This window comes from Streptomyces sp. NPDC006368, from assembly GCF_040612535.1.
Classification (GTDB): domain Bacteria; phylum Actinomycetota; class Actinomycetes; order Streptomycetales; family Streptomycetaceae; genus Streptomyces.
The window spans coordinates 59,494-83,656 of the sequence record NZ_JBEXQK010000012.1 but is presented as its reverse complement, the minus strand read 5'-3'; the positions used below and the strand labels follow the sequence as shown (position 1 = coordinate 83,656).

The window sequence follows — 24,163 nt, the reverse complement described above, 5'->3', positions numbered from 1 at the left end:
GTGGAAGGTCACGAGTCGTCACCCTCGCGCATCGGGACGCGGACGCCCTTCGCGTCGGCGACGGACTCGGCGATGTCGTAGCCAGCGTCGACGTGGCGGATGACGCCCATGCCCGGGTCGTTGGTGAGGACGCGGCGGATCTTCTCGCCGGCGAGCGGGGTGCCGTCGGCGACCGTGACCTGGCCGGCGTGGATGGAGCGGCCCATGCCGACGCCGCCGCCGTGGTGGAGGGAGACCCAGGAGGCGCCGGAGGCGACGTTCACCATGGCGTTGAGCAGCGGCCAGTCCGCGATGGCGTCGGAGCCGTCCAGCATGGCCTCGGTCTCGCGGTACGGGGAGGCCACGGAGCCGCAGTCGAGGTGGTCGCGCCCGATGACGACCGGCGCGGAGAGCTCGCCGCTCGCGACCATGTCGTTGAAGCGCTCACCGGCACGGTCGCGCTCGCCGTAGCCGAGCCAGCAGATGCGGGCGGGCAGGCCCTGGAAGTGGACGCGTTCGCCGGCCATCTTGATCCAGCGGGCCAGCGACTCGTTCTCGGGGAAGAGGTCGAGGATCGCGCGGTCGGTGGCGGCGATGTCCTTCGGGTCGCCGGACAGGGCGGCCCAGCGGAAGGGGCCCTTGCCCTCGCAGAAGAGGGGCCGGATGTAGGCGGGTACGAAGCCGGGGAAGGCGAAGGCCCGGTCGTAGCCGGCCAGTTGCGCCTCGCCGCGGATGGAGTTGCCGTAGTCGAAGACCTCGGCTCCCGCGTCCATGAAGCCGACCATGGCCTCGACGTGCCGGGCCATGGACTCGCGGGCCCGCTGGGTGAAGTCGGCGGGCTTCTCGGCCGCGTAGGACGCCATGTCGTCGAAGTCGACGCCCAGCGGCAGGTACGCCAGCGGGTCGTGGGCGGAGGTCTGGTCGGTGACGATGTCGATGGGCGCCCCCATCGCCAGCAGCTGCGGGACGAGCTCGGCGGCGTTGCCGAGCACGCCGATCGACAGCGGGCGGCGGGCGTCGCGCGCCTCGACGGCCAGCTGGAGGGCGTGGTCGAGGGAGTCGGCCTTCACGTCGAGGTACCGGTGCTCGATGCGCCGCTCGATGGCGCGCGGGTCGCAGTCGACGCACAGGGCGACGCCGTCGTTCATGGTGACGGCCAGCGGCTGGGCGCCGCCCATGCCGCCGAGGCCGGCGGTCAGCGTGATGGTCCCGGCGAGGGTGCCGCCGAACTTCTTCGCGGCGACGGCGGCGAACGTCTCGTAGGTGCCCTGGAGGATGCCCTGGGTGCCGATGTAGATCCAGGAGCCGGCCGTCATCTGGCCGTACATGGTCAGGCCGAGCTGCTCCAGGCGCCGGAACTCCTCCCAGTTCGCCCAGTCGCCGACCAGGTTGGAGTTGGCGATCAGGACGCGCGGCGCCCACTCGTGGGTCTGCATGACGCCGACCGGGCGGCCGGACTGGACGAGCATCGTCTCGTCCTGCTTGAGCGTCCGCAGCGTACGGACCATGGCGTCGAAGGAGCGCCAGTCGCGGGCGGCCTTGCCGGTGCCGCCGTAGACGACCAGCTTGTCGGGGTGCTCGGCGACCTCGGGGTCGAGGTTGTTCTGGAGCATCCGCAGGGCGGCTTCCTGCTGCCATCCCAGGGCGCTCAGTTCGGTACCGCGCCGGGCCCGTACGGGGCGGGGTCCTGACATGGGGATGCCTCCTCGACATGCGTGGTGCAGATTTAGTTATTCACATAGTGGCGGTCTGAATAGATGTAGTCAACGGCTGCGCACCGGCGGACCGGGTGATTGGCTGGAGCACATGGCTTCAGACCGTCGCGATCAGGCCGTACGAGCAGCAGTCGACCAAGCCCTCCTCACCGGCACCGAACCCGTCGCCGCCCTCCTCGACATCGCCGGCATCCGCGCCTCCGCCGCCGCACTGCGCGCCGCCTTCGCGGACGTCACCGACGCGCCCGTCCTGCACGCCTTCGCCGTCAAGGCTTCCCCGCTCGTGCCCGTCCTGCGCCTGCTGCACGAGGCCGGGCTGGGCGCCGAGGTCGCGAGCCCCGGCGAGCTGGCCCTGGCCCGCGCGGCCGGCGTGCCCCCCGAGCGGACCGTCCTCGACTCGCCCGCCAAGACCACCGCCGAGCTGCGCGAGGCCCTGGCCCTCGGGATCGCCGTCAACGCCGACAACCCGCAGGAGCTGGCCCGTATCGACGCCCTCCTCGCGCAGACGCCCAGCCGCAGCCCCCTGGGCCTGCGGATCAACCCGCAGATCGGCGGCGGCACCATCGACGCCCTGTCCACGGCCACCTCCACCTCCAAGTTCGGTGTCGCGCTGCGCGACGAGGGCGCCCGCGCCCGGGTCGTACGCGCCTGCCTCGACCGCCCGTGGCTGACCCGGCTGCACACCCACTCCGGCTCGCAGGGCGTGCCGCTGTCCCTGCTGGTCGCCGGCGTCCGCGAGGTGTACGAACTCGCCGAGGAGATCAACGCCGCCGCCGGGCGCCGCCGGATCGACACCCTCGACATCGGCGGCGGTCTTCCGGTGAACTTCGCCTCCGACGACGAGACCCCGACGTACGCCGAGTACGCCCGCCTCCTCGCGGACGCGGTCCCCGGGCTCTTCGACGGGCGCTACGGCCTGGTCACCGAGTTCGGCCGGTCGCTGCTGGCCAAGCACGGCACGGTGCTGGCGCGCGTCGAGTACACCAAGACCTCCGGCTCCCGGCCCATCGCCGTCACCCACGCGGGCGTCCAGGTCGCCACCCGCACCGTCTACGACCCGGCGTCCTGGCCGCTGCGGATCGCCGCGTACGACGCCGAGGGCCTCCCGAAGACCGGCCCGGCAGTCGACCAGGACGTGGCGGGGCCCGCCTGCTTCGCGGGCGACCTGCTCGCCGTGAAGCGGCCCCTGCCCCTCCTCGACCAGGGCGACATCGTCGCGGCGCTCGACACCGGGGCGTACTACTTCGCGCACCACTACGCGTACAACTCCCTGCCCCGGCCCGGCGTGTACGGCTTCCTCACCGGCGACGACGGGTCGGTGCGCTTCGCGACCGTACGCCCGCCGCAGACCGTGGCCGAGATCGTCGCCGAGGGCGGGGGCGGCCACCGGGACGCACTTCTGGCGGTGTGAGGGACGGGTGCGGGTATCAGCCGCGTCCGGCCGGGCATCAGTCCCGCATGTCAAGACAAGAGACCGCCCCCGGTGGCCCTGCCGGGGACACCTCCGAGTCCGCCCTCAAGCGGGCCATCGGGCCGAAGCTGCTGATCCTCTTCGTCATCGGCGACATCCTGGGCACCGGCATCTACGCCACCACCGGCAAGGTGGCGGGCAAGGTCGGCGGGGCGCTGTGGCTGCCGTTCGTGATCGGTTTCGTCGTCGCGATCCTCACGGCGGCGTCGTACGTCGAACTCGTCGGGAAGTACCCGAAGGCCGCCGGAGCCGCCCTCTACACCCAGAAGGCGTTCAAGGTCCCCTTCCTGACCTTCATCGTCGCCTTCATGGTGATGTGCTCGGGACTGTCGTCCGCGAGCGCCGCGGCCCGCGCCTTCAGCGGTGACTACCTCTCCGAGTTCACCGGCGGCGCGGTGCCGCCCACACTCGTCGCCATCCTCTTCATCCTCGCCCTCGCGGCGCTCAACCTGCGCGGGGTCTCGGAGTCCGTGAAGACGAACGTCGTCCTCACCGTCGTCGAACTGACCGGCCTGGCGCTGATCCTCACGATCGGCGCGTGGGCGGTGCTGACGGGCGGCGGGGAGCCGTCGCGGCTGGGCGAGTTCGAGGCGTCCGGCGCCGGATACGCGCTGCTGACCGGTGTGCTCGGCGCGACCGCGCTCGGCTTCTTCGCGTTCGTCGGCTTCGAGGACTCGGTCAACATGGCCGAGGAGACCCGCGACCCGGTCCGCGCCTTCCCCCGGGCGATCTTCATCGGTGTGGCCGTGACGGGCACGATCTACGTCCTGGTGGCGCTGGTGTCCTCGCTGCTCGTCGACTACCGCACGCTGGAGAAGTCCAGCGGCCCCCTGCTGGAGGTGGTCAAGGCGGGCGGGGTCGACTTCCCGCCCAAGGCGTTCGCGCTGATCGCGCTGTTCGCCGTCACCAACTCGGCGCTCATCAACATCATGATGGCCTCGCGACTCTGCTACGGCATGGCCAACGAACGGATCCTGCCGCGCGCCATGGGCCGCGTCCTGGCCGTGCGCCGCACGCCCGTGGCGGGCATCGTCTTCGTGTCGCTCCTGGCGGTGGGGCTGGTGTCGACCGGCGAGATCGAGGGCCTGGGCGACACGACGGCGTTCCTGCTGCTGTGCGTCTTCGCGGTGGTCAACATCGCCGTGCTGGTCCTGCGCCGGGACCGGGTCGCGCACAAGCACTTCCGCACGCCGACGGCGCTGCCCGTCCTCGGGGCCCTCACCTCCCTGATCCTGGCCAGCCCGCTCGCGGACCGGGACGCGGACGTGTACATCCGGGCGGGCGTGCTCCTCGCGATCGGCATCGCGCTCTGGGGCGTCAACAAGCTGGTGATGCGGGCCCGCGGCGAAACCTGAGACACGACAACGGCGTACGACAGCGGGGTACGGCGCGGCGGCGGTGGGCGAACCCTACCGCCGCCCACGCATGTTCCTATGGAAAATGCCAGAACTCCCCCCGGCCGGGCGAACGTTGCGTAACCTCTCCGTCACAGCCGTATCCCGCGCGACGGGAACAGGGAGGGGAGCCCGCGTGCCCGGAATCGACGAGTGCCTGCTGGAGGCCATGACCGTGCCGGGCGCGCGGGGCGCGGCCCTCGTCGACTGGACCAGCGGGCTCGCCCTCGGCGTGATCGGCGACTCGCCCGTCGGCGACCACGAGACGACCGCGGCCGAGACGGCCGAACTGGCGCGCGCGGCGGCCGAGTACGAGTCCTTCGCCCAGGACGCGCCCTCCGACGAGTCCGGCCAGGGCTTACCCCAGGGCTTACCCAAGGGCCTGTCGCCGGGCTTACCGGGGGGACCCGAGACGCCCCGGGCGTCACCCCGGGAATCACCCCCGGCCTCACCCCAGGCCCGGCCGCCCCAGGAGGTGCCCCCCGCGCCGCGCCGGGAGATACCCAAGGGGCCCCCCGTCGAGGACGTCATCGTCACCACCCGCACCGGCTACCACGTCCTGTGCTTCGTCGAGACGGCGTTCGACAGCAGCGTCTTCCTCCACCTGTGGCTCGACCGCCCCACCGGAAACCTGGCCCTCGCCCGCATCCGGCTGCGGGACCTCGCGGAACGGCTGGTCCTCGGGTGAGCGCCACCGGCACCGTCTCCTCCCCCATGCTGCTGCGCCTCGCCGACGAACGGGCCACCGGCGCCCTGCTGCGCGACCACGGCACCCTGTACCTCCTCGACGGACGGATCGTGCACGCCGAGTCCCCCGTCGCCCCCGGCCTCGACGTCCTGCTCACGACCGCCGGGCGGCTGCCCCGCGACGGCTGGACGGAGGCCGTGGCCCACGCCGGTGTCCGGCGCGAGGTCGGCCGGTACCTCGTGGACAGCGGGCGCATCGGCGACGGCGAGCTGGAGATCTGCCACCTCGCCGCCCTGTTCGACGCGGCGTTCTTCGCCCTGACACCCGGCAGCGGGCCGACGCGCTTCCGGTACGGGGTCGAGCACTGGTTCGGCCCGGTGCGGCCGGTGTCCGTGGCGGAGGTCTGGCGCGAGACCGCGCGCCGCCGCCACCTGCTGGACGAGGTGTGGCCCTACCCGGCCGTCGACTCCGCGCCCGTGGTGCCCCGCCCGCCGGCTCCCGGCCAGACCCTCACCACCCGGCAGCGCGAACTGCTCGCGCACGCCGACGGAGCCCGTACCCCGCCCGACCTCGCCCGGGCGCTGGGCCGCCCCGCCTTCCACACCGTGCTGGACGTGCGCCGGCTGGCCGCGGCCGGGCTCGTCGCGACCCCGCCCGAGCCGGCCCCCGGCGCACCCGGCGGCGCCGAACGGGCATCCGACGCACCGACCGCGCCGCCGCCGGTCCCCGCCTGGGTCGCCGGCATCGCGCCCGACCCGGACATCGCCCTGCTCCGCCGGCTCCGTGACGCACTGGAGGCACACCTGTGACGACCCGTACGCGCTCATGAGGCGCGCCCTGCGACAGCGCGCCGAGAGGAGACAGCTGATGACGGCGGCCGAAGCCGAAGTGCTCGGTGAGCTCAGACGCCTGCGGGCCCGGGTCCCGCAGCTGACCGGAGCCCTCGCGGCCAGCGCCGACGGCCTGGTGCTGGCCCATGACACCGCTGACCACGGCGTCGCGGAGGGCGTCGCCGCCCTCACGGCCGCCGCGCTCGGCGTCGCCGTGCGGCTCACCGACGCGACCGGCCAGGGCGGTTTCCGCGAGCTCCTGCTCCGGGGCGAGGACGGCTACGTCGCGACGTACGCGGCGGGCGGCTCCGCCGTCCTCACCCTCCTCGCGGAGCCCCGGGTCAACGTCGGCCGGCTGCACCTGGAGGCCCGCCGCTCCAGCGCCCGCATCGGCGCGCTGGTCGACGGCGCCCTCGAACGACGCGCCCCTGCCCCACTCCCCGTACCGCCCGTTCCGTCCCACAGACCGAAGGAAGCGTGAGCAGACCATGGCCAACGCCGAAGCCGCCCTCAAGGAAGCCATCACCGCGATCGACGGTGCCCTGGGCGCCGCCCTCGTCGACTACTCCAGCGGCATGGCCCTGGGCACCGTCGGCGGCGGGAAGGACCTCGACCTCCAGGTCGCCGCGGCCGGCAACACCGACGTCGTCCGCGCCAAGGTGCGCACCATGGAGATGCTCGGCCTCAAGGACGAGATCGAGGACATCCTCATCACCCTGGGCGGGCAGTACCACCTGATCCGGCTGCTCAAGAGCCGTGGCACGGCCGGGCTGTTCCTCTACCTGGCGCTGGACAAGGAGCGGGCCAACCTGGCGATGGCGCGCCACCAACTGCGCCGCATCGAGGCCGAACTCGAGGTCTGAAACCCCGCCCGGACCGTCGGCGCCGCGCCCCGCCGGGCGCGGCGTCACCCGCCGCGAAGCCCGTCGTCCGGTACGCCTCGACGGGCTTGCCGGCGGGCCCCTTGCCGAGCCGGTCGGTACGCGCCCACAGCGGGGTCTCCCCGGTACGCTCCCGGCGGCCCGGCCGCCGTCCGGCGGGCGGGGGCTACTCCACGAACAGGCCGCGCGCCGCCGCCCCCGCGTCGAAGTCCTCCAGCCGCGCCTGGGCGTCGGGGAGTTCGTCGCACATCGCCTCCAGCAGCACCCGCCCCAGCATCATCGGCGCGCAGGCCGTGTCGAAGGCGAGCCCGGTGCCGACCGCGGCGGGCAGCAGCAGGTCGCTCTGCCTGGCCACCGGCGCGAACGCCGAGTCCGCGACCGTCACCACCGTCAGCCCCACCCGCCTGCCGTACGCGAGGGCCTCCACGACCTCCTTCGGGTGCCGCGGCAGCGCGAAGCACAGCAGCGCCGTGGCACCGGCGCGCACCGCGCCGTCGATCCGGTCGGCGAGCATCGTGCCGCCCTCGTCCAGCAGCCGTACGTCCGGGTGGACCTTGGCCGCGAAGTAGGCGAAGCCCCGCGCCTGCGAGGAGGCGGCGCGCAGCCCCAGCACGGGCAGCGGCCGGGAGGCGGCGAGCAGCCGCCCGGCCCGCTCGACGGGCGCCGGGTCGGCGAGCAGCTCGGAGAGGTGGCGCAGGTTCTCGATCTCGGCGTGGACGGCCTGCTGGTACTCGTTGAACGCCGAGCCGCTCGGGGCGGGCTGGGCGGGCGCCACCTCGCGCAGGTGCTTGCGCAGCGCTGGGTAGCCGTCGAACCCGAGCGCCACCGCGAAGCGGGTGACGGACGGCTGGCTCACGCCGGCCAGCTCGGCGAGCTCCACGCTCGACAGGAACGGCACGTCGGCGGCGCGCCGCACCATCCAGTGGGCGATCCTGCGCTGCGTCGGGGTCAGCCGGTGCCCCTCGAAGAGCGCCTGCAGCCGCGCCGCCGGGCTGTCGCTCATGGTCCCCGTCCCCCTCGTCCTATTCACTCACCCAGCACTCTGCATGACTGTATGCAGGCCGGGCAAGCCGAGTCGTGGGAACACCCGCCGACGGCACGGCCTGCGCTCCGTACCGTACCGACCGTGGCAGCCCGTGACCCGAGCTCCGGGAGAACCGGGCGGCGCGGAAGCGGGCCGGCGGGACGAGACGCCGGCGCCTCCCGCGTCCATCGCACCCCACCGCGCGCGAAAAAACAGGGCGGGGACCGCCGCACCCCCGTTGCCGGGGGGCGGGACGACGGCGGTCCCCGCGTGGGACACGGGCCCGGGTCAGGGCCGGTCTCCGCGTCCGCGGCGTTCATGGAGGTCCGGGAGCCGCTCCGGAAGTTCCTGACGCCGACAAGGACAACAGTGCACGTGCCGTGTTAAGCGGGTGCTGCCTCCGCATGACGTGCTCGTACCGTTTTCGCGAAGCGCACCCGCCGCGCGGTCACTTGGCGTCGCGCGCGAGGAAGGCGAGCAGGTCCTGACGGCTCACCACGCCGGTCGGCTTGCCCTCGACCAGCACGATGGCCGCGTCGGCCGTGCCGAGCACCGCCATCAGGTCGGCGACCGGTTCGCCGGAGCCGACCTGCGGCAGCGGCGCGCTCATGTGCTTGTCGAGCGGGTCGTCGAGGGAGGCGCGCTTGGTGAACAGGGCGTCCAGCAGCTCGCGTTCGACGACGGAACCGACGACCTCGGCGGCCATGACGTCGGGGTGGCCGGCGCCCGGCTTGACGATCGGCATCTGCGAGACGCCGTACTCGCGCAGGACGTCGATGGCCTCGCCGACCGTCTCCTCGGGGTGCATGTGGACCAGCTTGGGGATGTCGCCCTCCTTGTGGCGCAGGACGTCCCCGACGCTCGCGGACGGGCCGGCCTCCTCCAGGAAGCCGTAGTCCGCCATCCACTCGTCGTTGAAGATCTTGGACAGGTAGCCCTTGCCGCTGTCCGGCAGCAGGACGACCACCACGTCGTCCGGGCCGAGCCCCTCGGCGGCGCGCAGCGCGGCGACGACGGCCATGCCGCAGGAGCCGCCCACGAGGAGGCCCTCCTCCTTGGCGAGGCGGCGCGTCATCTGGAAGGAGTCCTTGTCGGACACGGCGATGATCTCGTCCGTGACCGTCCGGTCGTACGCGGTGGGCCAGAAGTCCTCGCCGACGCCCTCGACGAGGTAGGGGCGCCCGGAGCCGCCCGAGTAGACGGAGCCCTCCGGGTCGGCGCCGATGATCCGGACCTTGCCGCCGCTGACTTCCTTCAGGTAGCGGCCGGTGCCGGTGATGGTGCCACCGGTGCCGACACCGGCGACGAAGTGGGTGATCTTCCCGTCGGTCTGCTCCCACAGCTCGGGACCGGTGGTCTCGTAATGCGAGCGCGGGTTGTTCGGGTTCGAGTACTGGTCCGGCTTCCAGGCCCCGGGCGTCTCACGGACGAGCCGGTCGGAGACGTTGTAGTACGAGTCGGGGTGCTCGGGGTCGACCGCCGTCGGGCAGACGACGACCTCGGCACCGTAGGCCCGCAGGACGTTGATCTTGTCGGTCGAGACCTTGTCCGGGCAGACGAAGATGCACTTGTAGCCCTTCTGCTGGGCCACGATGGCGAGGCCGACGCCCGTGTTGCCGGACGTGGGCTCGACGATGGTGCCGCCGGGCTTGAGGGCGCCGCTCTGCTCGGCCGCCTCGATCATGCGCACGGCGATGCGGTCCTTGACCGAACCGCCCGGATTGAAGTACTCGACCTTGGCCAGGACGGTGGCCTGCAGGCCCGCGGTCACACTGTTGAGCTTCACCAGCGGGGTGTTGCCGACGAGGCTGATCATCGAGTCGTGGAATTGCACGGTAGCTCTCCGGGGTCTCCGAATGGGTCCAGCCAGCGTATGCGTAGTCCGAGGTGGTTACGGGGCACTTAGCTCTTGTACGGCTTCGAGGAGGTGGCTGCCCCTATGTCGAGGGCGAGGGTGGCACGACGGATCGCCGCGGGTGCGGCGTACGGCGGCGGGGGCATCGGGCTGCTCGGCGCGGCCGCGGTAGGGGTGCTGCTGGCGGAGATGCAGCTGGCGAAGCGCTCGGTGGGCGGCGGGGTGGCGCCGCTGCCGCCGGCCGCGGACGGGCTGTACGGCCGGGGCTTCGCGGGTGCGGAGCCGATCCGGTTCGCCCTTCTGGGGGATTCGACGGCGGCGGGGCAGGGGGTGCGGCGGGCGGGCCAGACGCCGGGCGCGCTGCTCGCCTCGGGGCTGGCCGCCGTCGCGGAGCGCCCGGTGGAGCTCCGTAACGTCGCGCTGCCGGGCGCGCGCTCCGACGACCTGGAACGCCAGGTGGCGCTGTTGCTGGCGCACCCGGGGCGCGTCCCCGACGCGTGCGTGATCATGATCGGCGCGAACGACGTGACGCACCGGATGCCGCCCACGCAGTCGGTGCGGTACCTGGCGGCGTCGGTGCGCCGCCTGCGTACGGCCGGCGCCGAGGTGGTGGTCGGCACCTGCCCCGACCTGGGCACGATCGAGCCGGTCTACCAGCCGCTGCGCTGGCTGGCCCGGCGGGCGTCGCGCCAGCTCGCGGCGGCGCAGACGATCGTGGTCGTCGAGCAGGGCGGCCGTACGGTGTCGCTGGGCGACCTCCTGGGCCCGGAGTTCGCGGCGAACCCGCGCGAGATGTTCGGCGTGGACAACTACCACCCGTCGGCGGAGGGCTACGCCACGGCGGCGATGGCGGTGCTGCCGACGGTGTGCGCCGTGCTGGGCGTCTGGCCGGAGGAGGACCGCCTGGAGGCGGACCGCCACGAGGGCATGCTGCCGGTCGCGCAGGCGGCGGCGGAGGCCGCGGAGGAGGCGGGTACGGAGGTCACCGGGGCACGGGCGCCGTGGGCGCTGCTCAAGCACCGCCGCCGCCGTCGCCTCCCCCCGGTCCCGGACCCCGCCCCGTCCCCGGACCACCACGCCTGACGGCCCTCGCGGCCGGCCGGCCCCGGGGCGGGCCGGCCGACCGCCGGGGTACGGGGTGGGAACGCCGGTTTCGGGAAGGGGCCGGGTGGGGAGAAAGCAAGCCTCCCCCACCTGAGCGAGCGCTTAGAAATGCGGTGCTCGTCACACGCCCCGCCCGGTGACCTTTCGCGATACGTACAGGTAACTTCCCTCTCAGTCGGTCCCGCCCTCCCCTCGCCCCATGGAGTCCTGATGCCCGAAGCCGTGATCGTCTCCGCCGCCCGTTCCCCGATCGGCCGGGCCTTCAAGGGCTCGCTGAAGGACCTGCGGCCGGACGACCTGACCGCCACGATCATCCAGGCCGCGCTCGCCAAGGTGCCCGAGCTCGACCCCCGTGACATCGACGACCTGATGCTGGGCTGCGGCCTGCCCGGCGGCGAGCAGGGCCACAACCTCGGCCGGATCGTCGCCGTGCAGATGGGCATGGACCACCTGCCCGGCTGCACCGTCACCCGCTACTGCTCCTCGTCCCTCCAGACGTCCCGCATGGCCCTGCACGCCATCAAGGCGGGCGAGGGCGACGTCTTCATCTCCGCCGGCGTCGAGATGGTGTCCCGCTCCGTGAAGGGCACGAGCGACGGCCTCCCCGACACGCACAACCCGGTCTTCGCCGAGGCCGAGGCCCGCACCGCCGCCCGCGCGGAGCAGGAGGGCGCCGACTGGCACGACCCGCGCGAGGACGGCCTGCTCCCCGACGCGTACATCGCGATGGGCCAGACCGCCGAGAACCTGGCGCGCCTCAAGGGCGTGACCCGCCAGGACATGGACGAGTTCGGCGTACGGTCCCAGAACCTCGCCGAGGAAGCCATCAAGAACGGCTTCTGGGAGCGCGAGATCACCCCGGTCACCACGCCCGACGGCACCGTCGTCGCCAAGGACGACGGCCCGCGCGCCGGGGTCACGCTCGATGGCGTGCAGGGCCTGAAGCCGGTCTTCCGCCCCGACGGCCTCGTCACCGCCGCCAACTGCTGCCCGCTCAACGACGGCGCCGCCGCGCTCGTCATCATGTCCGACACCAAGGCGCGGGAGCTGGGCCTGACCCCGCTCGCCCGCATCGTCTCCACCGGTGTCTCCGGCCTCTCCCCGGAGATCATGGGGTACGGGCCGGTCGAGGCCAGCAAGCAGGCGCTCCGGCGCGCCGGGCTGACCATCGGCGACATCGACCTCGTCGAGATCAACGAGGCGTTCGCCGCCCAGGTCATCCCGTCCTACCGGGACCTGGACATCCCGCTGGAGAAGCTGAACGTCAACGGCGGCGCCATCGCCGTCGGCCACCCCTTCGGCATGACCGGCGCCCGGATCACCGGCACGCTGATCAACGGCCTGCAGTTCCACGACAAGCAGTTCGGCCTGGAGACGATGTGCGTCGGCGGCGGCCAGGGCATGGCCATGGTCATCGAGCGGCTGAGCTGAGCTGTAGTGGAGGGTAGGGGTCACCCGAGGAACGAGGGCGACACCTGCCCGCAGCGGCAGCGAAGCGGAACGCGACCAAAAAGCGAGCGGCTGAGCTGAGCTGCAGTGGAGGGTAGGGGTCACCCGAGGAACGAGGGCGGCACCTGCCCGCAGCGGCAGCGAAGCGGAACGCGACCAAAAAAAGCGAGCGGCTGAGCTGAGCCGGGCTGACGCACAGCGACCGGCCCGGTACGGTCCAGTCGGGCTCAACCCCACCGCGTCCCAGTCGTGACCGAATCTCCCCCAGGATGTGACCTATGTCCCGGGGGAGATTCTTTTTGCAGGTCAGCGCCACATTCCGGGAAAGCCCAGGGACCAAGGAACTGTCCAATTCGTGACGTAATGCACTGACAGGACGCGCGGGTCCACGACAAGCTGATGTAGGAAGTGCGGGGGATCGATTGAAACCGGGAGTAAGTCAGTGAGCGCCATGTCTCTCGCCCTGCTGCTGACCACGGCCACCGCCACGGCCGTGGGCGCCGCTGCCCTGCACGCCGCCCACGGGCTGCGCCGGCAGATCACCGTCCTGCGCACGGAGCTGGCCTCCGCCGTGGACGACGGCGCGGGCCGCACCCCCACCGTCCCCCACGCGCGTGCCACCACCGACGACATACGCGCCGCCGTCGCCGAGGCCCTCGCCGAGGAGCGGGAGCGGGAGCTGGCCGAGGCGCGGGCCTTCTGGGCCGCGCAGGAGGCGCGGGACGCCGCCGACGCCCCGGGGCCGCTGCTGGGCGGCGGCCTCGCCGGGCTCACCGACGAGGGGCCGTTCTTCGTGCCGCGTCAGGCGGACTTCGTGGGCCTGGAGGCGCTGGACCTCGACAGGGACGACAGCGAGGCGGAGTACGCCGAGTACGCCGCCGAGTACGAGCTGCCCGAGTTCCCCGAGGACTCCCCCGAGCTGGCCGCCGCCCGCCGCCGCCACCCCTCCCACCCCGACTTCGTCCCGGTCCAGACGCCGGTGGTCACCGACCACGAGCGGACCGTGGCCCGCCTGGAGGAGCTCGCGGAGACGCGGACGGCGCTCACCGACGTACGCCCCGGCCCCCTCGGCACGCTCGACGTGTACGTCTTCGCCGACGGCACGACCCTGTGCATGACCCCCGGCCACCGCGAGACCGCCGAGCGCCTCGCGGAAGCGCTGCGCAAGGGCGATACGCCGGTCCTGCTGGGCGGCTCCGGTGTCTCCGGGGCGTACGCCCTGACGTTCTCGTACGGCGACGGCGAGGGCGCCGAGAACGTCTACATCCTCGCCGACCGCGTCATAGCCTCCCTGTAGCCCGGCCGGCCCCCGGCACCGGCCCGCTACAGGCCCGCCCTGGCGGCGGCCCGCCGCACCAGGCCCACGACCTCGTCCACCTCCGCGGCGGAGGAGGCCGTTCGCAGAATCCCCGCCAGGTCGTTGCCGGCCACCACAAGTTGGTCCGCGACGGCGAAGACCCCCGCGTCGGGCATGATCCGCGGCGCCGTGTCCGGCGCCTCCAGACGCTGCGCCCGCAGAGCCAACTCCCGTGCCAGCTCCAGCCCTTCGGCCGCCGCGCCGCGCTGGAGCCGGCTCTGCGGGGCGGTCCGCAACCGGTCGGCGAAGCGCTCGACGGCGGCGGTCAGTTCAGTCGTGTCAGCCACACCGCGACCCTATGCGCCGCCGCGGCACTGTTGCCAATACGCGCACGCTCGGGCACGGTGACGTGAAGGAGCACACGCGCACAGCGTCCGGAGGCGCCGATGTCCCAAGTCTTCTCCGAAGAGACCCACCGAAATCTGCTCTCGCGCATTCCCGCCTGCACCGGTCGTGAAGTGGCCGACTGGCTTCGCACCGTCGAGGAAGGTCCCTCCCTCGTCCGCTTCGAGGAGAAGGTCAGCTGGCTCCGGGGCGAACACGACCTCGCGTACGGGCACGCCAAGGCGATCATCCATGAGTACGACCTGCGCCGTGCCGCGCGGAAACTGCTCTGATCCCGCAAAGGGGGAAGGCCCCGTCCCGGCGGTCGCCGGGAGGGGGCCTTCCTCATGCCGTGAGGCGTCAGTCGTCGCCCTGCAGGATCGAGATCAGCCGCAGGAACTCCAGGTAGATCCACACCAGCGTCATGGTGAGGCCGAAGGCCGCCAGCCACGACTCCTCGCGCGGAGCGCCGTAGGTGATGCCGTCCTCGACCTGCTTGAAGTCCAGGGCGAGGAAGCACGCGCCGAGGATGATGCCGATGACGCCGAACATGATGCCGAGGCCGCCGCTGCGGAAGCCGAGGCCGTCACCGCCGCCGAAGAGGGCGAACAGCGCGTTCACGGCCATCAGCAGCACGAAGCCGATCGCCGCCGCCATCACGAAGCCGTAGAAGCGGCGGGTGACGCGGATCCAGCGCATCTTGTACGCGATGAGCACGCCGGCGAAGACCGACATGGTGCCGAGCACCGCCTGCGGGACGGCGCCCGCCGAGACGTACGTGGAGACGGCGCTGGAGATGACGCCGAGGAAGACGCCCTCGAACGCCGCGTACGCCAGGATCAGCGCGGGCGACGCCTTCCGCTTGAACGCCTGGATCATCGCGCAGACGAAGGCCACCAGGGCCGCGCCGATGGCGATGCCGTACGACGAGCCGAGGTTCGCCGGATCGACGGGCAGCAGGAGCCACGCGAGCGTCGCCGTGACGAACACCGTGCCGAGCGTGATGGCCGTGCGGGACACCACGTCGTCGATGGTCATGGCCCCCGGGTGGGCCGGGGCCTGCGGGGCGCCGAGCTGGACGTCCTGCTGCGGGGCGTACGGGTTGGTCGCGTACGGGTTCTGGGCGTACGGGTTGGTACCAGCGGCGGGGCCCCCGGCCGGCTGCTGCGCGTTGAAGCCCGCGTAGCCGCCGTTGTCGCGGCTGAACCCCCGTCGCGAGAAGACCGGGTTGCTGCTCCTCATCTCACTCCTCCATGGCCGCCGTGCGCGGCCTTGAGACAAGAGTAATGGGAACGCAAAAGAAACACCCTAGTGCTCGGGGAGGATCTTTCGCCCCGCGTCGAGCCGGGGTGTGGGACCGCTCCCGGCGTAGTGGTCCATGGTGCCCGGAGCCGGACTCGAACCGGCACGGCCCGAAGGCCAGCGAGGTTTAAGCTCGCCGTGTCTGCATTCCACCATCCGGGCGCGGCACGCGGCTCCGCATTGGCACATGAGCCTATCCGGGGCCCCTCCCCCGAACAGCGGAAGAGTGGCCCGATGTTGTCTTATTTTATTGGCGCTTGAGGGTCCGTCAGCCCAGGTCGGGGGCGTTGAGCCGCAGCGGCACGGGGTTCACGGCGGTAAAGAGCTCCCCAAGGGAATGACGGAAAGTCGCCGCCCGCGCGCGGACGGTTCCGGCCCGGATCCGCTCTCAGGGGCCGCGTCATACCTCAGGAGGAGGGGCGGACCCCCCGGTCCGACTCCAGGCTGCCCCAGGAACGGGCATGCGGAGGGACGTCCCGCGCGGCGGCGGCGATGACGATGGAGGGGTCCTCGATTCGAAGAACCGACCGCCCCGACAGGAGCCCTCCTCGTGACCACCACCCCCCTCGCTCACCGCGCCGCCGCCACGGTGGCCGCCCGCGCCACGGATCTGTCCAAGGTCTACGGACAGGGCGAGACCCAGGTGGTCGCCCTGGACCGGGTCACCGTGGAATTCCGGCAGGGTGAGTTCACCGCGATCATGGGCCCGTCGGGCTCCGGCAAGTCGACCCTGATGCACTGCGTGGCCGGCCTGGACAGCTTCAGCTCCGGCTCGGTACGCATCGGGGACACCGAGCTCGGCTCCCTCAAGGACAAGCAGCTCACGCAGTTGCGCCGCGACAAGATCGGCTTCATCTTCCAGGCGTTCAACCTCCTGCCGACGCTCACGGCCGCCGAGAACATCACGCTCCCCATGGACATCGCGGGCCGCAAGCCCGACAAGGAGTGGGTGCGCACGGTCATCGACATGGTGGGCCTGTCCGGCCGCCTCTCCCACCGCCCCGGCCAGCTCTCCGGCGGCCAGCAGCAGCGCGTCGCCGTGGCCCGCGCGCTGGCCTCCCGCCCCGAGATCATCTTCGGTGACGAGCCGACCGGAAACCTGGACTCCCGCTCGGGCGCCGAGGTGCTGGGCTTCCTGCGCAACTCCGTGCGCGAACTCGGCCAGACGGTCGTGATGGTCACCCACGACCCGGTGGCCGCCTCGTACGCGGACCGCGTGGTCTTCCTCGCCGACGGCCGCATCGTCGACGAGATGCTCCACCCGACGGCGGACGGTGTGCTGGACCGCATGAAGGAGTTCGACACCAAGGGCCGCACCAGCTGACCCGCCGGGGCCTCGCCCCGGGGACCGGCCCTCGACCTTCCCGCCGTGCGGCGGCTCCGCACCGCACCGGACACCCACCTCAGGACCTCACCTCATGTTCCGTACCGCCTTGCGCAATGTGCTCGCGCACAAGGCCAGGCTGCTGATGACCGTGCTCGCCGTCATGCTCGGCGTCGCCTTCGTCTCCGGCACCCTGGTCTTCACCGACACCCTGTCCAACGCCTTCCGCAACCAGTCGGCCAAGAGCTACGACAACGTCGCCGTCGCCGTCACCTCCTACGCCGACGAGAACGACACCAAGCAGGAGCCCGGCCTCTCCCAGCGGACCCTCGACAAGGTCGGCGAGCTGGACGGGGTGGCGTCCGCCACCGGACGGGTGGACGGCTTCGCCGGCGTCGCCGACCCCGACGGCAAGCTGATAGGCGTCGGCTGGTCCAACAAGGGCGCCAACTTCGCCCCCGGCAAGGACGGCAAGGACCCGGCCTACGACTTCACCGAGGGCTCCGGCCCCGTGAAGGACGACCAGATCGCGCTCGACAAGGACACCGCCGCCAAGGGCGAGTACAAGGTCGGCGACCGGGTGCGGGTGGCCACGAACGGGCCGGTCGAGGAGTACACCCTCGCCGGTGTCTTCACCACCGAGGACGGCGCCGTCAGCGCCGGTGGCAGCCTGGTCCTCTTCGACACCTCCGTCGCCCAGAAGCTCTACCTGAAGCCGGGCTACTTCAAGGACCTGACCGTCACCGCCGCGCCCGGCGCCGACGACGCGAGGATCCTCGACGCGGTCCAGCCGCTGCTCCCGGACAACGCCCGGGCCCAGACGGGCGCCGCGCTCGCCGAAGAGCAGGCGAAGCAGATCGAGGAGGGCATGAGCAGCCTCAATCAGATGCTGCTGGGCTTCGCGGCCATCGCGCTCTTCGTCGGCGTCTTCCTGATCTCCAACACCTTCACCATGCTGGTCGCCCAGCGCACCAAGGAGCTCGCGCTGATGCGCGCCGTCGGCGCCTCCCGCAAGCAGATCACCCGCTCGGTGCTGGCCGAGGCCGGACTGGTCGGCCTGGTCGCGTCCGTGGTCGGTCTGGCGCTCGGTATCGGCCTGGCCGTGGGCCTGCGCTCCGGGATGGCCGCGTTCGGCATGAAGGTCCCCGACGGGTCCCTCGTCATCGGCACGACGCCGGTGCTCGCCGCGCTGGGCGTGGGCGTTCTGATCACCATGTTCGCCGCCTGGCTGCCCGGCCGCCGCGCCGCGAAGATCCCGCCGGTGGCGGCGATGAGCAGCGTCCACGCGGTGGCCACCACCAAGTCGCTGGTCGTGCGCAACTCCATCGGCGCGGGCATCACCGCCATCGGCGCGGCGCTGATCGTGGCGGGCGCCGCGGCCGGCTCCGACGGCCGGATGCTCATCGGGGGTGGCGCGTTCCTCGCGCTGGTCGGCGTGATCGTGCTGATCCCGCTGCTGGCCCGTCCGGTGATCGCCCTCGTACGGCCGCTGCTGCTCCGCGCCTTCGGGGTGTCCGGCAAGCTGGCCGGGCAGAACGCGGTCCGCAACCCGCGCCGTACCGGCGCCACCGCCTCCGCGCTGGCCATCGGCCTGACGCTGGTCACCGGTCTGTCGGTGCTGGGCGTCACGGTCGGCACCGCGCTGGACAAGATGACCACGGACCAGATCAAGGCCGACTACATGGTCGCGATGGCCGGCGGCGGCGACCTCGACCAGTCCGCGCTGACCGCGCTGGAGAAGGCGCCGGGAGTCACCGCGGTCTCGCCGCAGCAGGCCGCGTACTTCGATGTCGACGGCGACTTCGTGGCGGCCTCGGCCATCACGCCGGGCGACATCGAGCGGGTCCTCAACGTCGAGGTGGTGGACGGTTCGCTGGACTCGCTCGGCGCGGGCCGGATCGCGGTCGCCGAGAAGACGGCCGCCAAGCGGGGCTGGAAGATCGGCGAGACCCTGCCGGTCACGTTCGGCGACGACAAGAAGGGCTCGCTGACGGTCGGCGCGGTCTACAAGGACAGCGAGTTCCTGTCGCCGGTGCTGGTGGACACGAAGGTCGTCAACCCGCACGAGGTGAAGCCGTACATCCCGCAGATCTTCGTGACGATGGACGGCGGCCAGACTGCGGCGAACGAGAAGGCGCTGGTCAACGCGCTGGGGGACAACCCGGCGATCAGTGTGATGGACAAGCAGGACATCCGCGACCAGTTCGGCGGGATGATCAACATGATGCTGAACATCATGTACGGCCTGCTGGCGATGGCGCTCATCATCGCGGTGCTCGGCGTGGTCAACACCCTGGCGATGTCGGTCTTCGAACGGCAGCAGGAGATCGGCATGCTGCGGGCGATCGGCCTGGACCGCCGCCGGGTCAAGCGGATGGTGCGGCTGGAGGCCGTGGTCATCTCGGTCTTCGGCGCGGTGGTCGGCATCGCTCTCGGCTCGTTCCTGGGCTGGGCGATCGGCCAGACCATCAAGTCGAGCCTGCCGGGCTACGCGCTGGTCATCCCGTGGGACCGGATCGGGATCTTCCTGATCCTGGCGGCCCTGGTGGGCGTGCTGGCCGCGATGTGGCCGGCGCGCAGCGCGGCGAGGCTGAACATGCTCAACGCCATCAAGGCCGAGTAGCCGAAGCAGCCGACCGGCCGGGCACGCCGGACCGGGCAGGGGCCGGGTTCCCGTTCACGGGAGCCCGGCCCTCGGCGTACCGGTTCTCGGCGTACCGGTTCTCGGCGCATCAGCCGTCCGCGCGCTCGCTCCACACTCTCGGGCGCAGTGGCACCCCGGAGTGGCCGTCCTCCGGGGTCTTCACGGCGAGGACCTGGTTGACGCCGATCCGGTTGCGCTCGAAGGAGACGGCGGACGCGGCCATGTAGAGCCGCCAGACCCGGGCGCGGCCGGGTGAGGTCAGGCGCTTGGCCTCGGCCCAGTGGGTCTCCAGGTTGGCCACCCACTGGCGCAGGGTCAGCGCGTAGTGCTCGCGGATGGCCTCGACGTCCCGCACCTCGAACCCGGCGTCCTCCAGGGTGGCGGTGGTGCGGCCGACGGGCGCCAGCTCCCCGTCGGGGAAAACGTACCTGTCGATGAACTCGTCGATGCGGTACGCCGTCTCGTCCGGCTCGGGGCGGCGCGAGATCTGGTGGTTCAGCAGCCGCCCGCCCGGCTTGAGGAGGGCGTACAGATCGTCCGCGTAGTCGCGGTAGCGGACGGCACCGACGTGTTCGGCCATGCCGATGGACGAGATGGCGTCGTACGGCCCGTCGCTGACGTCCCGGTAGTCCTGGACGCGGATCTCGATCCGGTCGGTGAGTCCCTCGTCGGCGATGCGCTTGCGGGCGAAGGCGGCCTGCTCGGCGGAGAGGGTCACGCCGACCACGCGGGCGCCGTACTCGCGAGCGGCGTGGATGGCCATGGAGCCCCAGCCGCAGCCGACGTCGAGGAGCCGGTCGCCCTCCTTCAGGGCCAGCTTGCGGCAGATGAGGTCCAGTTTGTCGCGCTGGGCCTCCTCCAGCGTGGAGCCCTCGGTCCAGTACGCGCAGGAGTAGACCATCGACGGGCCGAGCACCAGCGCGTAGAAGTCGTTGCCGACGTCGTAGTGGTGGCTGATGGCCTCCTTGTCGCGCCGCTTGGTGTGCAGCGGGCCGGTGCGCCGGCGGACCTCCTCGGCGGGCGGCGGGGGCGGCGGCCAGGGGCCGGCGATCTTCACGAGCTCACGGCCGGCGGCACGCAAGGCCGGGTCGCGTACGAAGGGCACGCGGTCCTTCGCGTCGGCGCCCCGCTCCCAGATCAGCGTGGCGATGCGGTCGAGGGCCTCGTACAGGTCGCCCTCCACCTCCAGCTCTCCGGCGACCCAGGCCCGTGCGAGCCCGAGCTCGCCCGGCTTCCACAGCAGCCGCCGCAGGGCGCGCCGGCTGCGCAGGACGAACACGGGGCTGTCCGGGGGGCCCGCCTCGCTCCCGTCCCAGGCCCGGATCCGGACCGGCAACGCGACACCCAGCAGGTCCTCGGCGAGAGTGGTGAGCCGCGACGCGGCGTCGGCCATGGTGCACACCTCCGTGAACGGGTCCCCCGCTCGCGGAAGCGCGGGGACGGATTCCTCGACATGCTTGTCACCACGTAAACACCGACAGTGGCCGTCGCAGTCCCGAAACGACCTAATGGGCGGGCAAAAACGCGAAGGGACCGTCCGCACCACGGATGGCGGACGGTCCCTCGGTGAGCCCCGGAACGGGCCGGGGCTCAGGGCTGAGCGGGCGTCAGGAAGCCTTGGCCTTCTGGGGCGACGCCGAGGACGAGGTCTGCGGGGCCGGCTTGGCGGCCTCGTAGAACTCCTCGCGCGGCGACTCGATCGCGCCGAGCGAGACGACCTCGCGCTTGAGGAACATCGCGAGCGTCCAGTCCGCGAAGACGCGGATCTTGCGGTTCCAGGTCGGCATCGCCATGCCGTGGTAGCCGCGGTGCATGTACCAGGCGAGACGGCCCTTGAGCTTGATCTTCATCTTGCCCATGACGATCATCGCGACGCCCTTGTGCAGGCCGAGGCCGGCGACCGCGCCCTTGTTGGCGTGGCTGTACTCCTTCTGCGGGAAGCCCCGCATGCCGGAGATCACGTTGTCGCCGAGGACACGGGCCTGGCGCAGCGCGTGCTGGGCGTTCGGCGGGCACCAGGCGTTCTCGTTGCCGGCCTTGCGGCCGACGAGGTCCGGGACCTGGGCGTTGTCGCCGGCGGCCCAGATGTAGTCGGTGCCCTTGACCTGGAGGGTGGCGTCGCAGTCCACGTGGCCGCGCGGGCCGAGCGGGAGACCGAAGCGGGCGAGCGCCGGGTTCGGCTTGACACCGGCGGTCCAGACGATGGTGTTGGAGTCGACCTCCAGGCCGTTCTTCAGCACCACGTGGCCGTCGACGCAGGAGTCCATGGAGGTGGAGAGGTAGACCTCGACCCCACGGCCCTCCAGGTGCTCCTTGCCGTACTGGCCCAGCTTGGGGCCGACCTCGGGCAGGATCTTGTCCGCGGCGTCCACCAGGATGAAGCGCATGTCCTCGCGCTTCACGTTCTTGTAGTACTTCGCGGCGTCGCGGGCCAGGTCCTCGACCTCGCCGATGGTCTCCGCGCCGGCGAAGCCGCCGCCCACGAAGACGAAGGTCAGCGCCTTGCGGCGGACCTCCTCATCGGTGGTCGAGTCGGCCTTGTCGAGCTGCTCGAGGACGTGGTTGCGCAGGCCGATGGCCTCCTCGATGCCCTTCATGCCGATGCCCTGCTCGGCGAGGCCGGGGATCGGGAAGGTGCGGGAGACCGCGCCCATCGCGATGACCAGGTAGTCGAACGGCAGCTCGTACGCCTCGCCGACGAGCGGCGCGATCGTGGCGACCTTGCGGTCCTGGTCGATGGTGGTGACCCGACCGGTGAGCACCTCGGCCTTGGGCAGCACGCGTCGCAGCGGGACGACGACGTGCCGGGGCGAGATGCTGCCGGCGGCGGCTTCGGGCAGGAAGGGCTGGTAGGTCATGTACGACCGGGGGTCGACGACCGTGACGGTCGCCTCGCCGTAGCGCATCTTCTTGAGAATGCGCCGAGCTGCGTACAGGCCTACGTACCCACCGCCTACTACGAGGATCCTGGGACGCTCCGTGGTGCTCATGCCATCGAGTATCCACCCGCCGGAGGGGGGTCGCTCGTGCGCCCCTTCACAAGCTCTTGGGGGACCTCTGCTACACTGCGCCGCCCACGTGACCGAGGTCATGGCGCGGCGGGGGAACCACGGTGTAACGGAAGACGTTCCTCACCGCCCGTGAACTGGGAGAGCGACCACCTTGTAACGGTGGACCGCCCCGGAGTTCACACCTACGAAACACAGGTGAACAAGCGCTCAGCGGTGCGCGAAAGGGCCCCGATGAGGTCTCCGGGGGGCCGGAACGGCCTCCGTGACCCCGCTCAGGGCCCTTTTCCTTGTGAAGAACTTCACGAACTTTTCCGACGGGCTGTCCGGCCGGGGGCCGGCCGGACCCCCGTCAGACCAGCGACAGGGCGATTCCGTCCAGAATGTCGTGTTCCGAGACGACGACCTCCCGAGCCCCGATCCGCTCCATGATCGCCTGGAGCACCAGGGCCCCGGAGACGATGACGTCCACCCGGCCCGGGTGCATCACGGGGATCGCCGACCGCTCGTCGTGGGTCGACGCCACCAGCCGCGCGGTCACCTCGGCGACCCGCTCGTAGGGGATGCGGGAGCGGTGGATCGCCGCCGAGTCGTACGCGTCCAGCCCCAGCGCGATGGCGGCCACCGTCGTCACGGACCCGGCCAGCCCGACGAGCGTCTCCGCCTCGCGCAGCGGAACGGTCTCCTCCGCCAGGTCCAGCGCGGCCTCGATGTCCGCCCGGATCGCCGCGACCTCGGCCCCGGACGGCGGATCGCTGCGCACATGACGCTCGGTCAGGCGTACACAGCCGATGTCGACCGACCGCGCGGCGCGCGCGTGCGCCGTCCCGACCACGAACTCCGTGGAGCCGCCGCCGATGTCCACCACCAGGTACTCCCCCGCGGCGGCGCCGTCCAGCTCCCTGGTCGCCCCGGTGAAGGAGAACTCCGCCTCCCGGTCACCGGTGATGACCTCGGGCTCCACGCCCAGGACGTCCCGCACGCCGCGCACGAAGTCGTCGCGGTTCTCGGCGTCGCGCGAGGCGGACGTCGCCACGAAGCGGAGCCTTTCCGCCCCGTACTCCTTGATGACGTCGGCGTACTCGCGGCACGCCGCGAAGGTCCGCTCCAGCGCCTCGGGGGCGAGCCGGCCGGTCCTGTCGACGCCCTGGCCGAGGCGGACGATCGTCATCCGCCGGTCCAGGTCGGTGACTTCACCGGTCGCGGGGTCGATGTCGGCGACGAGCAGGCGGATGGAGTTCGTACCGCAGTCGATGGCCGCGACCCGGGTCACTTCTCGCCCTCCTCGGGGGAGCAGGGCGTCACACAGGGGCCCTTGGCCCACCACTCGGGCAGCATCGCGAGGGCCTCGTCGCCCAGCGGGTTCACCCCAGGCCCGGCGGCCAGCGAGTGGCCCACCAGCACGTGCAGGCACTTCACACGGTCCGGCATGCCACCGGCGCTGGGGAAGCCCTCCAGCACCTCGATGGCGTCCCGGCGCGCGATGTAGTCCTCGTGCGCGGCCCGGTAGGCGGCGGCCAGCTCCGGGTCGGACGCGAGCCGCTCGGTCATCTCCTTCATGACGCCGTTCGCCTCCAGCGTCCCGATCGCGGAGGCCGCGCGCGGGCAGGTGAGGTAGTACGTCGTCGGGAACGGAGTGCCGTCGGGGAGCCGTGGCGCGGTCTCCACCACGTCCGGGTTGCCGCACGGGCAGCGGTGCGCGATGGCGCGCAGGCCGCGCGGCGGGCGGCCGAGCTGTTCCTTGAACGCCGCGACGTCCGCCTCGGTGGGCTCGGTGCGTTCGGTCTGCGGAGGGGGCGTTTCCATGCCTGCCT

General features: G+C 71.9%; 20 protein-coding genes, 1 tRNA gene and 1 pseudogene. 12 read left to right on the top strand and 10 right to left on the bottom strand.

Annotated features, from left to right (window positions below):
• Nucleotides 1-8: 8 nt before the first annotated feature.
• Nucleotides 9-1,673 carry a urocanate hydratase gene (gene hutU, locus ABZZ38_RS12520; protein WP_356738594.1) on the bottom strand — a complete coding sequence of 555 codons (1,665 nt, stop codon included), beginning with the start codon at nucleotides 1,671-1,673 and terminating at the stop codon, nucleotides 9-11.
• Nucleotides 1,674-1,785: 112 nt separating this feature from the next.
• Here hutU and ABZZ38_RS12515 point away from each other — a divergent pair, with 112 nt between their 5' ends.
• The 6 genes and pseudogenes from ABZZ38_RS12515 to ABZZ38_RS12490 all read left to right on the top strand — a co-directional run bounded on the left by ABZZ38_RS12515 (nucleotide 1,786) and on the right by ABZZ38_RS12490 (nucleotide 6,940).
• Entirely contained in the window at nucleotides 1,786-3,105 is a 1,320-nt protein-coding gene (locus ABZZ38_RS12515) for a diaminopimelate decarboxylase (RefSeq protein ID WP_356738592.1), read from the top strand.
• 47 nt (nucleotides 3,106-3,152) lie between these two features.
• Entirely contained in the window at nucleotides 3,153-4,520 is a 1,368-nt protein-coding gene (locus ABZZ38_RS12510; RefSeq protein WP_356738590.1) for an APC family permease, read from the top strand.
• Nucleotides 4,521-4,695: 175 nt separating this feature from the next.
• A pseudogene (locus ABZZ38_RS12505) lies at nucleotides 4,696-4,884 on the top strand (hypothetical protein); the annotation flags it as partial.
• A 389-nt stretch (nucleotides 4,885-5,273) separates the two neighbouring features.
• The gene (locus tag ABZZ38_RS12500) at nucleotides 5,274-6,056 is read left to right on the top strand and encodes a transcriptional regulator (protein ID WP_356738698.1); all 783 of its coding nucleotides are present in this window, start codon (nucleotides 5,274-5,276) and stop codon (nucleotides 6,054-6,056) included.
• A gap of 16 nt (nucleotides 6,057-6,072) precedes the next feature.
• Entirely contained in the window at nucleotides 6,073-6,558 is a 486-nt protein-coding gene (locus ABZZ38_RS12495) for a roadblock/LC7 domain-containing protein (RefSeq protein ID WP_356738696.1), read from the top strand.
• A gap of 7 nt (nucleotides 6,559-6,565) precedes the next feature.
• On the top strand, nucleotides 6,566-6,940 hold the full coding sequence (locus tag ABZZ38_RS12490) for a hypothetical protein (protein WP_356738588.1): 375 nt from the start codon (nucleotides 6,566-6,568) through the stop codon (nucleotides 6,938-6,940).
• A 184-nt stretch (nucleotides 6,941-7,124) separates the two neighbouring features.
• Here the strand turns inward: ABZZ38_RS12490 and ABZZ38_RS12485 are convergent, their stop codons facing one another.
• Both ABZZ38_RS12485 and ABZZ38_RS12480 read right to left on the bottom strand, forming a co-directional pair.
• Nucleotides 7,125-7,961, bottom strand: a complete 837-nt coding sequence (locus ABZZ38_RS12485) for a MurR/RpiR family transcriptional regulator (protein ID WP_356738586.1) — start codon at nucleotides 7,959-7,961, stop codon at nucleotides 7,125-7,127.
• Between the two features lie 469 nt (nucleotides 7,962-8,430).
• Nucleotides 8,431-9,816: a cystathionine beta-synthase gene (locus ABZZ38_RS12480; protein WP_356738584.1), complete on the bottom strand. Its 1,386-nt coding sequence runs from the start codon at nucleotides 9,814-9,816 to the stop codon at nucleotides 8,431-8,433.
• Between the two features lie 105 nt (nucleotides 9,817-9,921).
• Here ABZZ38_RS12480 and ABZZ38_RS12475 point away from each other — a divergent pair, with 105 nt between their 5' ends.
• The 3 genes from ABZZ38_RS12475 to ABZZ38_RS12465 all read left to right on the top strand — a co-directional run bounded on the left by ABZZ38_RS12475 (nucleotide 9,922) and on the right by ABZZ38_RS12465 (nucleotide 13,687).
• Entirely contained in the window at nucleotides 9,922-10,920 is a 999-nt protein-coding gene (locus tag ABZZ38_RS12475; protein WP_356738583.1) for an SGNH/GDSL hydrolase family protein, read from the top strand.
• A gap of 231 nt (nucleotides 10,921-11,151) precedes the next feature.
• Complete coding sequence (locus tag ABZZ38_RS12470; protein WP_356738581.1) at nucleotides 11,152-12,372, top strand: acetyl-CoA C-acetyltransferase; 1,221 nt, start codon at nucleotides 11,152-11,154, stop codon at nucleotides 12,370-12,372.
• A 460-nt stretch (nucleotides 12,373-12,832) separates the two neighbouring features.
• On the top strand, nucleotides 12,833-13,687 hold the full coding sequence (locus ABZZ38_RS12465) for a hypothetical protein (protein ID WP_356738579.1): 855 nt from the start codon (nucleotides 12,833-12,835) through the stop codon (nucleotides 13,685-13,687).
• Nucleotides 13,688-13,713: 26 nt separating this feature from the next.
• On the opposite strand, the gene ABZZ38_RS12460 is transcribed toward ABZZ38_RS12465, so the two are convergent.
• The gene (locus ABZZ38_RS12460) at nucleotides 13,714-14,034 is read right to left on the bottom strand and encodes a hypothetical protein (RefSeq protein WP_356738577.1); all 321 of its coding nucleotides are present in this window, start codon (nucleotides 14,032-14,034) and stop codon (nucleotides 13,714-13,716) included.
• Between the two features lie 99 nt (nucleotides 14,035-14,133).
• Between ABZZ38_RS12460 and ABZZ38_RS12455 the strand changes: the two genes are divergently transcribed.
• Nucleotides 14,134-14,364, top strand: a complete 231-nt coding sequence (locus ABZZ38_RS12455; protein ID WP_356738575.1) for a DUF4287 domain-containing protein — start codon at nucleotides 14,134-14,136, stop codon at nucleotides 14,362-14,364.
• Between the two features lie 67 nt (nucleotides 14,365-14,431).
• On the opposite strand, the gene ABZZ38_RS12450 is transcribed toward ABZZ38_RS12455, so the two are convergent.
• Together ABZZ38_RS12450 and ABZZ38_RS12445 are read right to left on the bottom strand one after the other, a co-directional pair.
• Complete coding sequence (locus ABZZ38_RS12450; protein WP_356738573.1) at nucleotides 14,432-15,313, bottom strand: Bax inhibitor-1/YccA family protein; 882 nt, start codon at nucleotides 15,311-15,313, stop codon at nucleotides 14,432-14,434.
• Nucleotides 15,314-15,450: 137 nt separating this feature from the next.
• Nucleotides 15,451-15,535, bottom strand: a tRNA-Leu gene (locus ABZZ38_RS12445).
• A 388-nt stretch (nucleotides 15,536-15,923) separates the two neighbouring features.
• Between ABZZ38_RS12445 and ABZZ38_RS12440 the strand changes: the two genes are divergently transcribed.
• Both ABZZ38_RS12440 and ABZZ38_RS12435 read left to right on the top strand, forming a co-directional pair.
• The gene (locus ABZZ38_RS12440) at nucleotides 15,924-16,697 is read left to right on the top strand and encodes an ABC transporter ATP-binding protein (RefSeq protein WP_356738571.1); all 774 of its coding nucleotides are present in this window, start codon (nucleotides 15,924-15,926) and stop codon (nucleotides 16,695-16,697) included.
• Between the two features lie 94 nt (nucleotides 16,698-16,791).
• On the top strand, nucleotides 16,792-19,320 hold the full coding sequence (locus tag ABZZ38_RS12435) for an FtsX-like permease family protein (protein ID WP_356738569.1): 2,529 nt from the start codon (nucleotides 16,792-16,794) through the stop codon (nucleotides 19,318-19,320).
• 109 nt (nucleotides 19,321-19,429) lie between these two features.
• Here ABZZ38_RS12435 and ABZZ38_RS12430 read toward each other — a convergent pair whose 3' ends face one another.
• The 4 genes from ABZZ38_RS12430 to ABZZ38_RS12415 all read right to left on the bottom strand — a co-directional run bounded on the left by ABZZ38_RS12430 (nucleotide 19,430) and on the right by ABZZ38_RS12415 (nucleotide 24,155).
• Complete coding sequence (locus ABZZ38_RS12430; protein ID WP_356738567.1) at nucleotides 19,430-20,734, bottom strand: cyclopropane-fatty-acyl-phospholipid synthase family protein; 1,305 nt, start codon at nucleotides 20,732-20,734, stop codon at nucleotides 19,430-19,432.
• A 214-nt stretch (nucleotides 20,735-20,948) separates the two neighbouring features.
• Nucleotides 20,949-22,331, bottom strand: coding sequence for an NAD(P)/FAD-dependent oxidoreductase (locus ABZZ38_RS12425; protein WP_356738565.1), 1,383 nt, complete (start codon nucleotides 22,329-22,331; stop codon nucleotides 20,949-20,951).
• 370 nt (nucleotides 22,332-22,701) lie between these two features.
• Nucleotides 22,702-23,622, bottom strand: coding sequence for a Ppx/GppA phosphatase family protein (locus ABZZ38_RS12420; RefSeq protein ID WP_356738563.1), 921 nt, complete (start codon nucleotides 23,620-23,622; stop codon nucleotides 22,702-22,704).
• Entirely contained in the window at nucleotides 23,619-24,155 is a 537-nt protein-coding gene (locus ABZZ38_RS12415; RefSeq protein WP_356738561.1) for a DUF501 domain-containing protein, read from the bottom strand. Before ABZZ38_RS12415 ends, ABZZ38_RS12420 begins: the two co-directional genes overlap by 4 nt.
• Between the last annotated feature and the right edge of the window lie 8 nt (nucleotides 24,156-24,163).

Coding starts and splice junctions, on each gene's coding strand:
- hutU (WP_356738594.1), bottom strand. CDS start 1,673: ATGTCAGGACCCCGCCCCGTACGGGCCCGGCGCGGTACCGAACTGAGC.
- ABZZ38_RS12515 (WP_356738592.1), top strand. CDS start 1,786: ATGGCTTCAGACCGTCGCGATCAGGCCGTACGAGCAGCAGTCGACCAA.
- ABZZ38_RS12510 (WP_356738590.1), top strand. CDS start 3,153: ATGTCAAGACAAGAGACCGCCCCCGGTGGCCCTGCCGGGGACACCTCC.
- ABZZ38_RS12500 (WP_356738698.1), top strand. CDS start 5,274: ATGCTGCTGCGCCTCGCCGACGAACGGGCCACCGGCGCCCTGCTGCGC.
- ABZZ38_RS12495 (WP_356738696.1), top strand. CDS start 6,073: ATGAGGCGCGCCCTGCGACAGCGCGCCGAGAGGAGACAGCTGATGACG.
- ABZZ38_RS12490 (WP_356738588.1), top strand. CDS start 6,566: ATGGCCAACGCCGAAGCCGCCCTCAAGGAAGCCATCACCGCGATCGAC.
- ABZZ38_RS12485 (WP_356738586.1), bottom strand. CDS start 7,961: ATGAGCGACAGCCCGGCGGCGCGGCTGCAGGCGCTCTTCGAGGGGCAC.
- ABZZ38_RS12475 (WP_356738583.1), top strand. CDS start 9,922: ATGTCGAGGGCGAGGGTGGCACGACGGATCGCCGCGGGTGCGGCGTAC.
- ABZZ38_RS12470 (WP_356738581.1), top strand. CDS start 11,152: ATGCCCGAAGCCGTGATCGTCTCCGCCGCCCGTTCCCCGATCGGCCGG.
- ABZZ38_RS12455 (WP_356738575.1), top strand. CDS start 14,134: ATGTCCCAAGTCTTCTCCGAAGAGACCCACCGAAATCTGCTCTCGCGC.
- ABZZ38_RS12450 (WP_356738573.1), bottom strand. CDS start 15,313: ATGAGGAGCAGCAACCCGGTCTTCTCGCGACGGGGGTTCAGCCGCGAC.
- ABZZ38_RS12435 (WP_356738569.1), top strand. CDS start 16,792: ATGTTCCGTACCGCCTTGCGCAATGTGCTCGCGCACAAGGCCAGGCTG.
- ABZZ38_RS12430 (WP_356738567.1), bottom strand. CDS start 20,734: ATGGCCGACGCCGCGTCGCGGCTCACCACTCTCGCCGAGGACCTGCTG.
- ABZZ38_RS12425 (WP_356738565.1), bottom strand. CDS start 22,331: ATGAGCACCACGGAGCGTCCCAGGATCCTCGTAGTAGGCGGTGGGTAC.
- ABZZ38_RS12415 (WP_356738561.1), bottom strand. CDS start 24,155: ATGGAAACGCCCCCTCCGCAGACCGAACGCACCGAGCCCACCGAGGCG.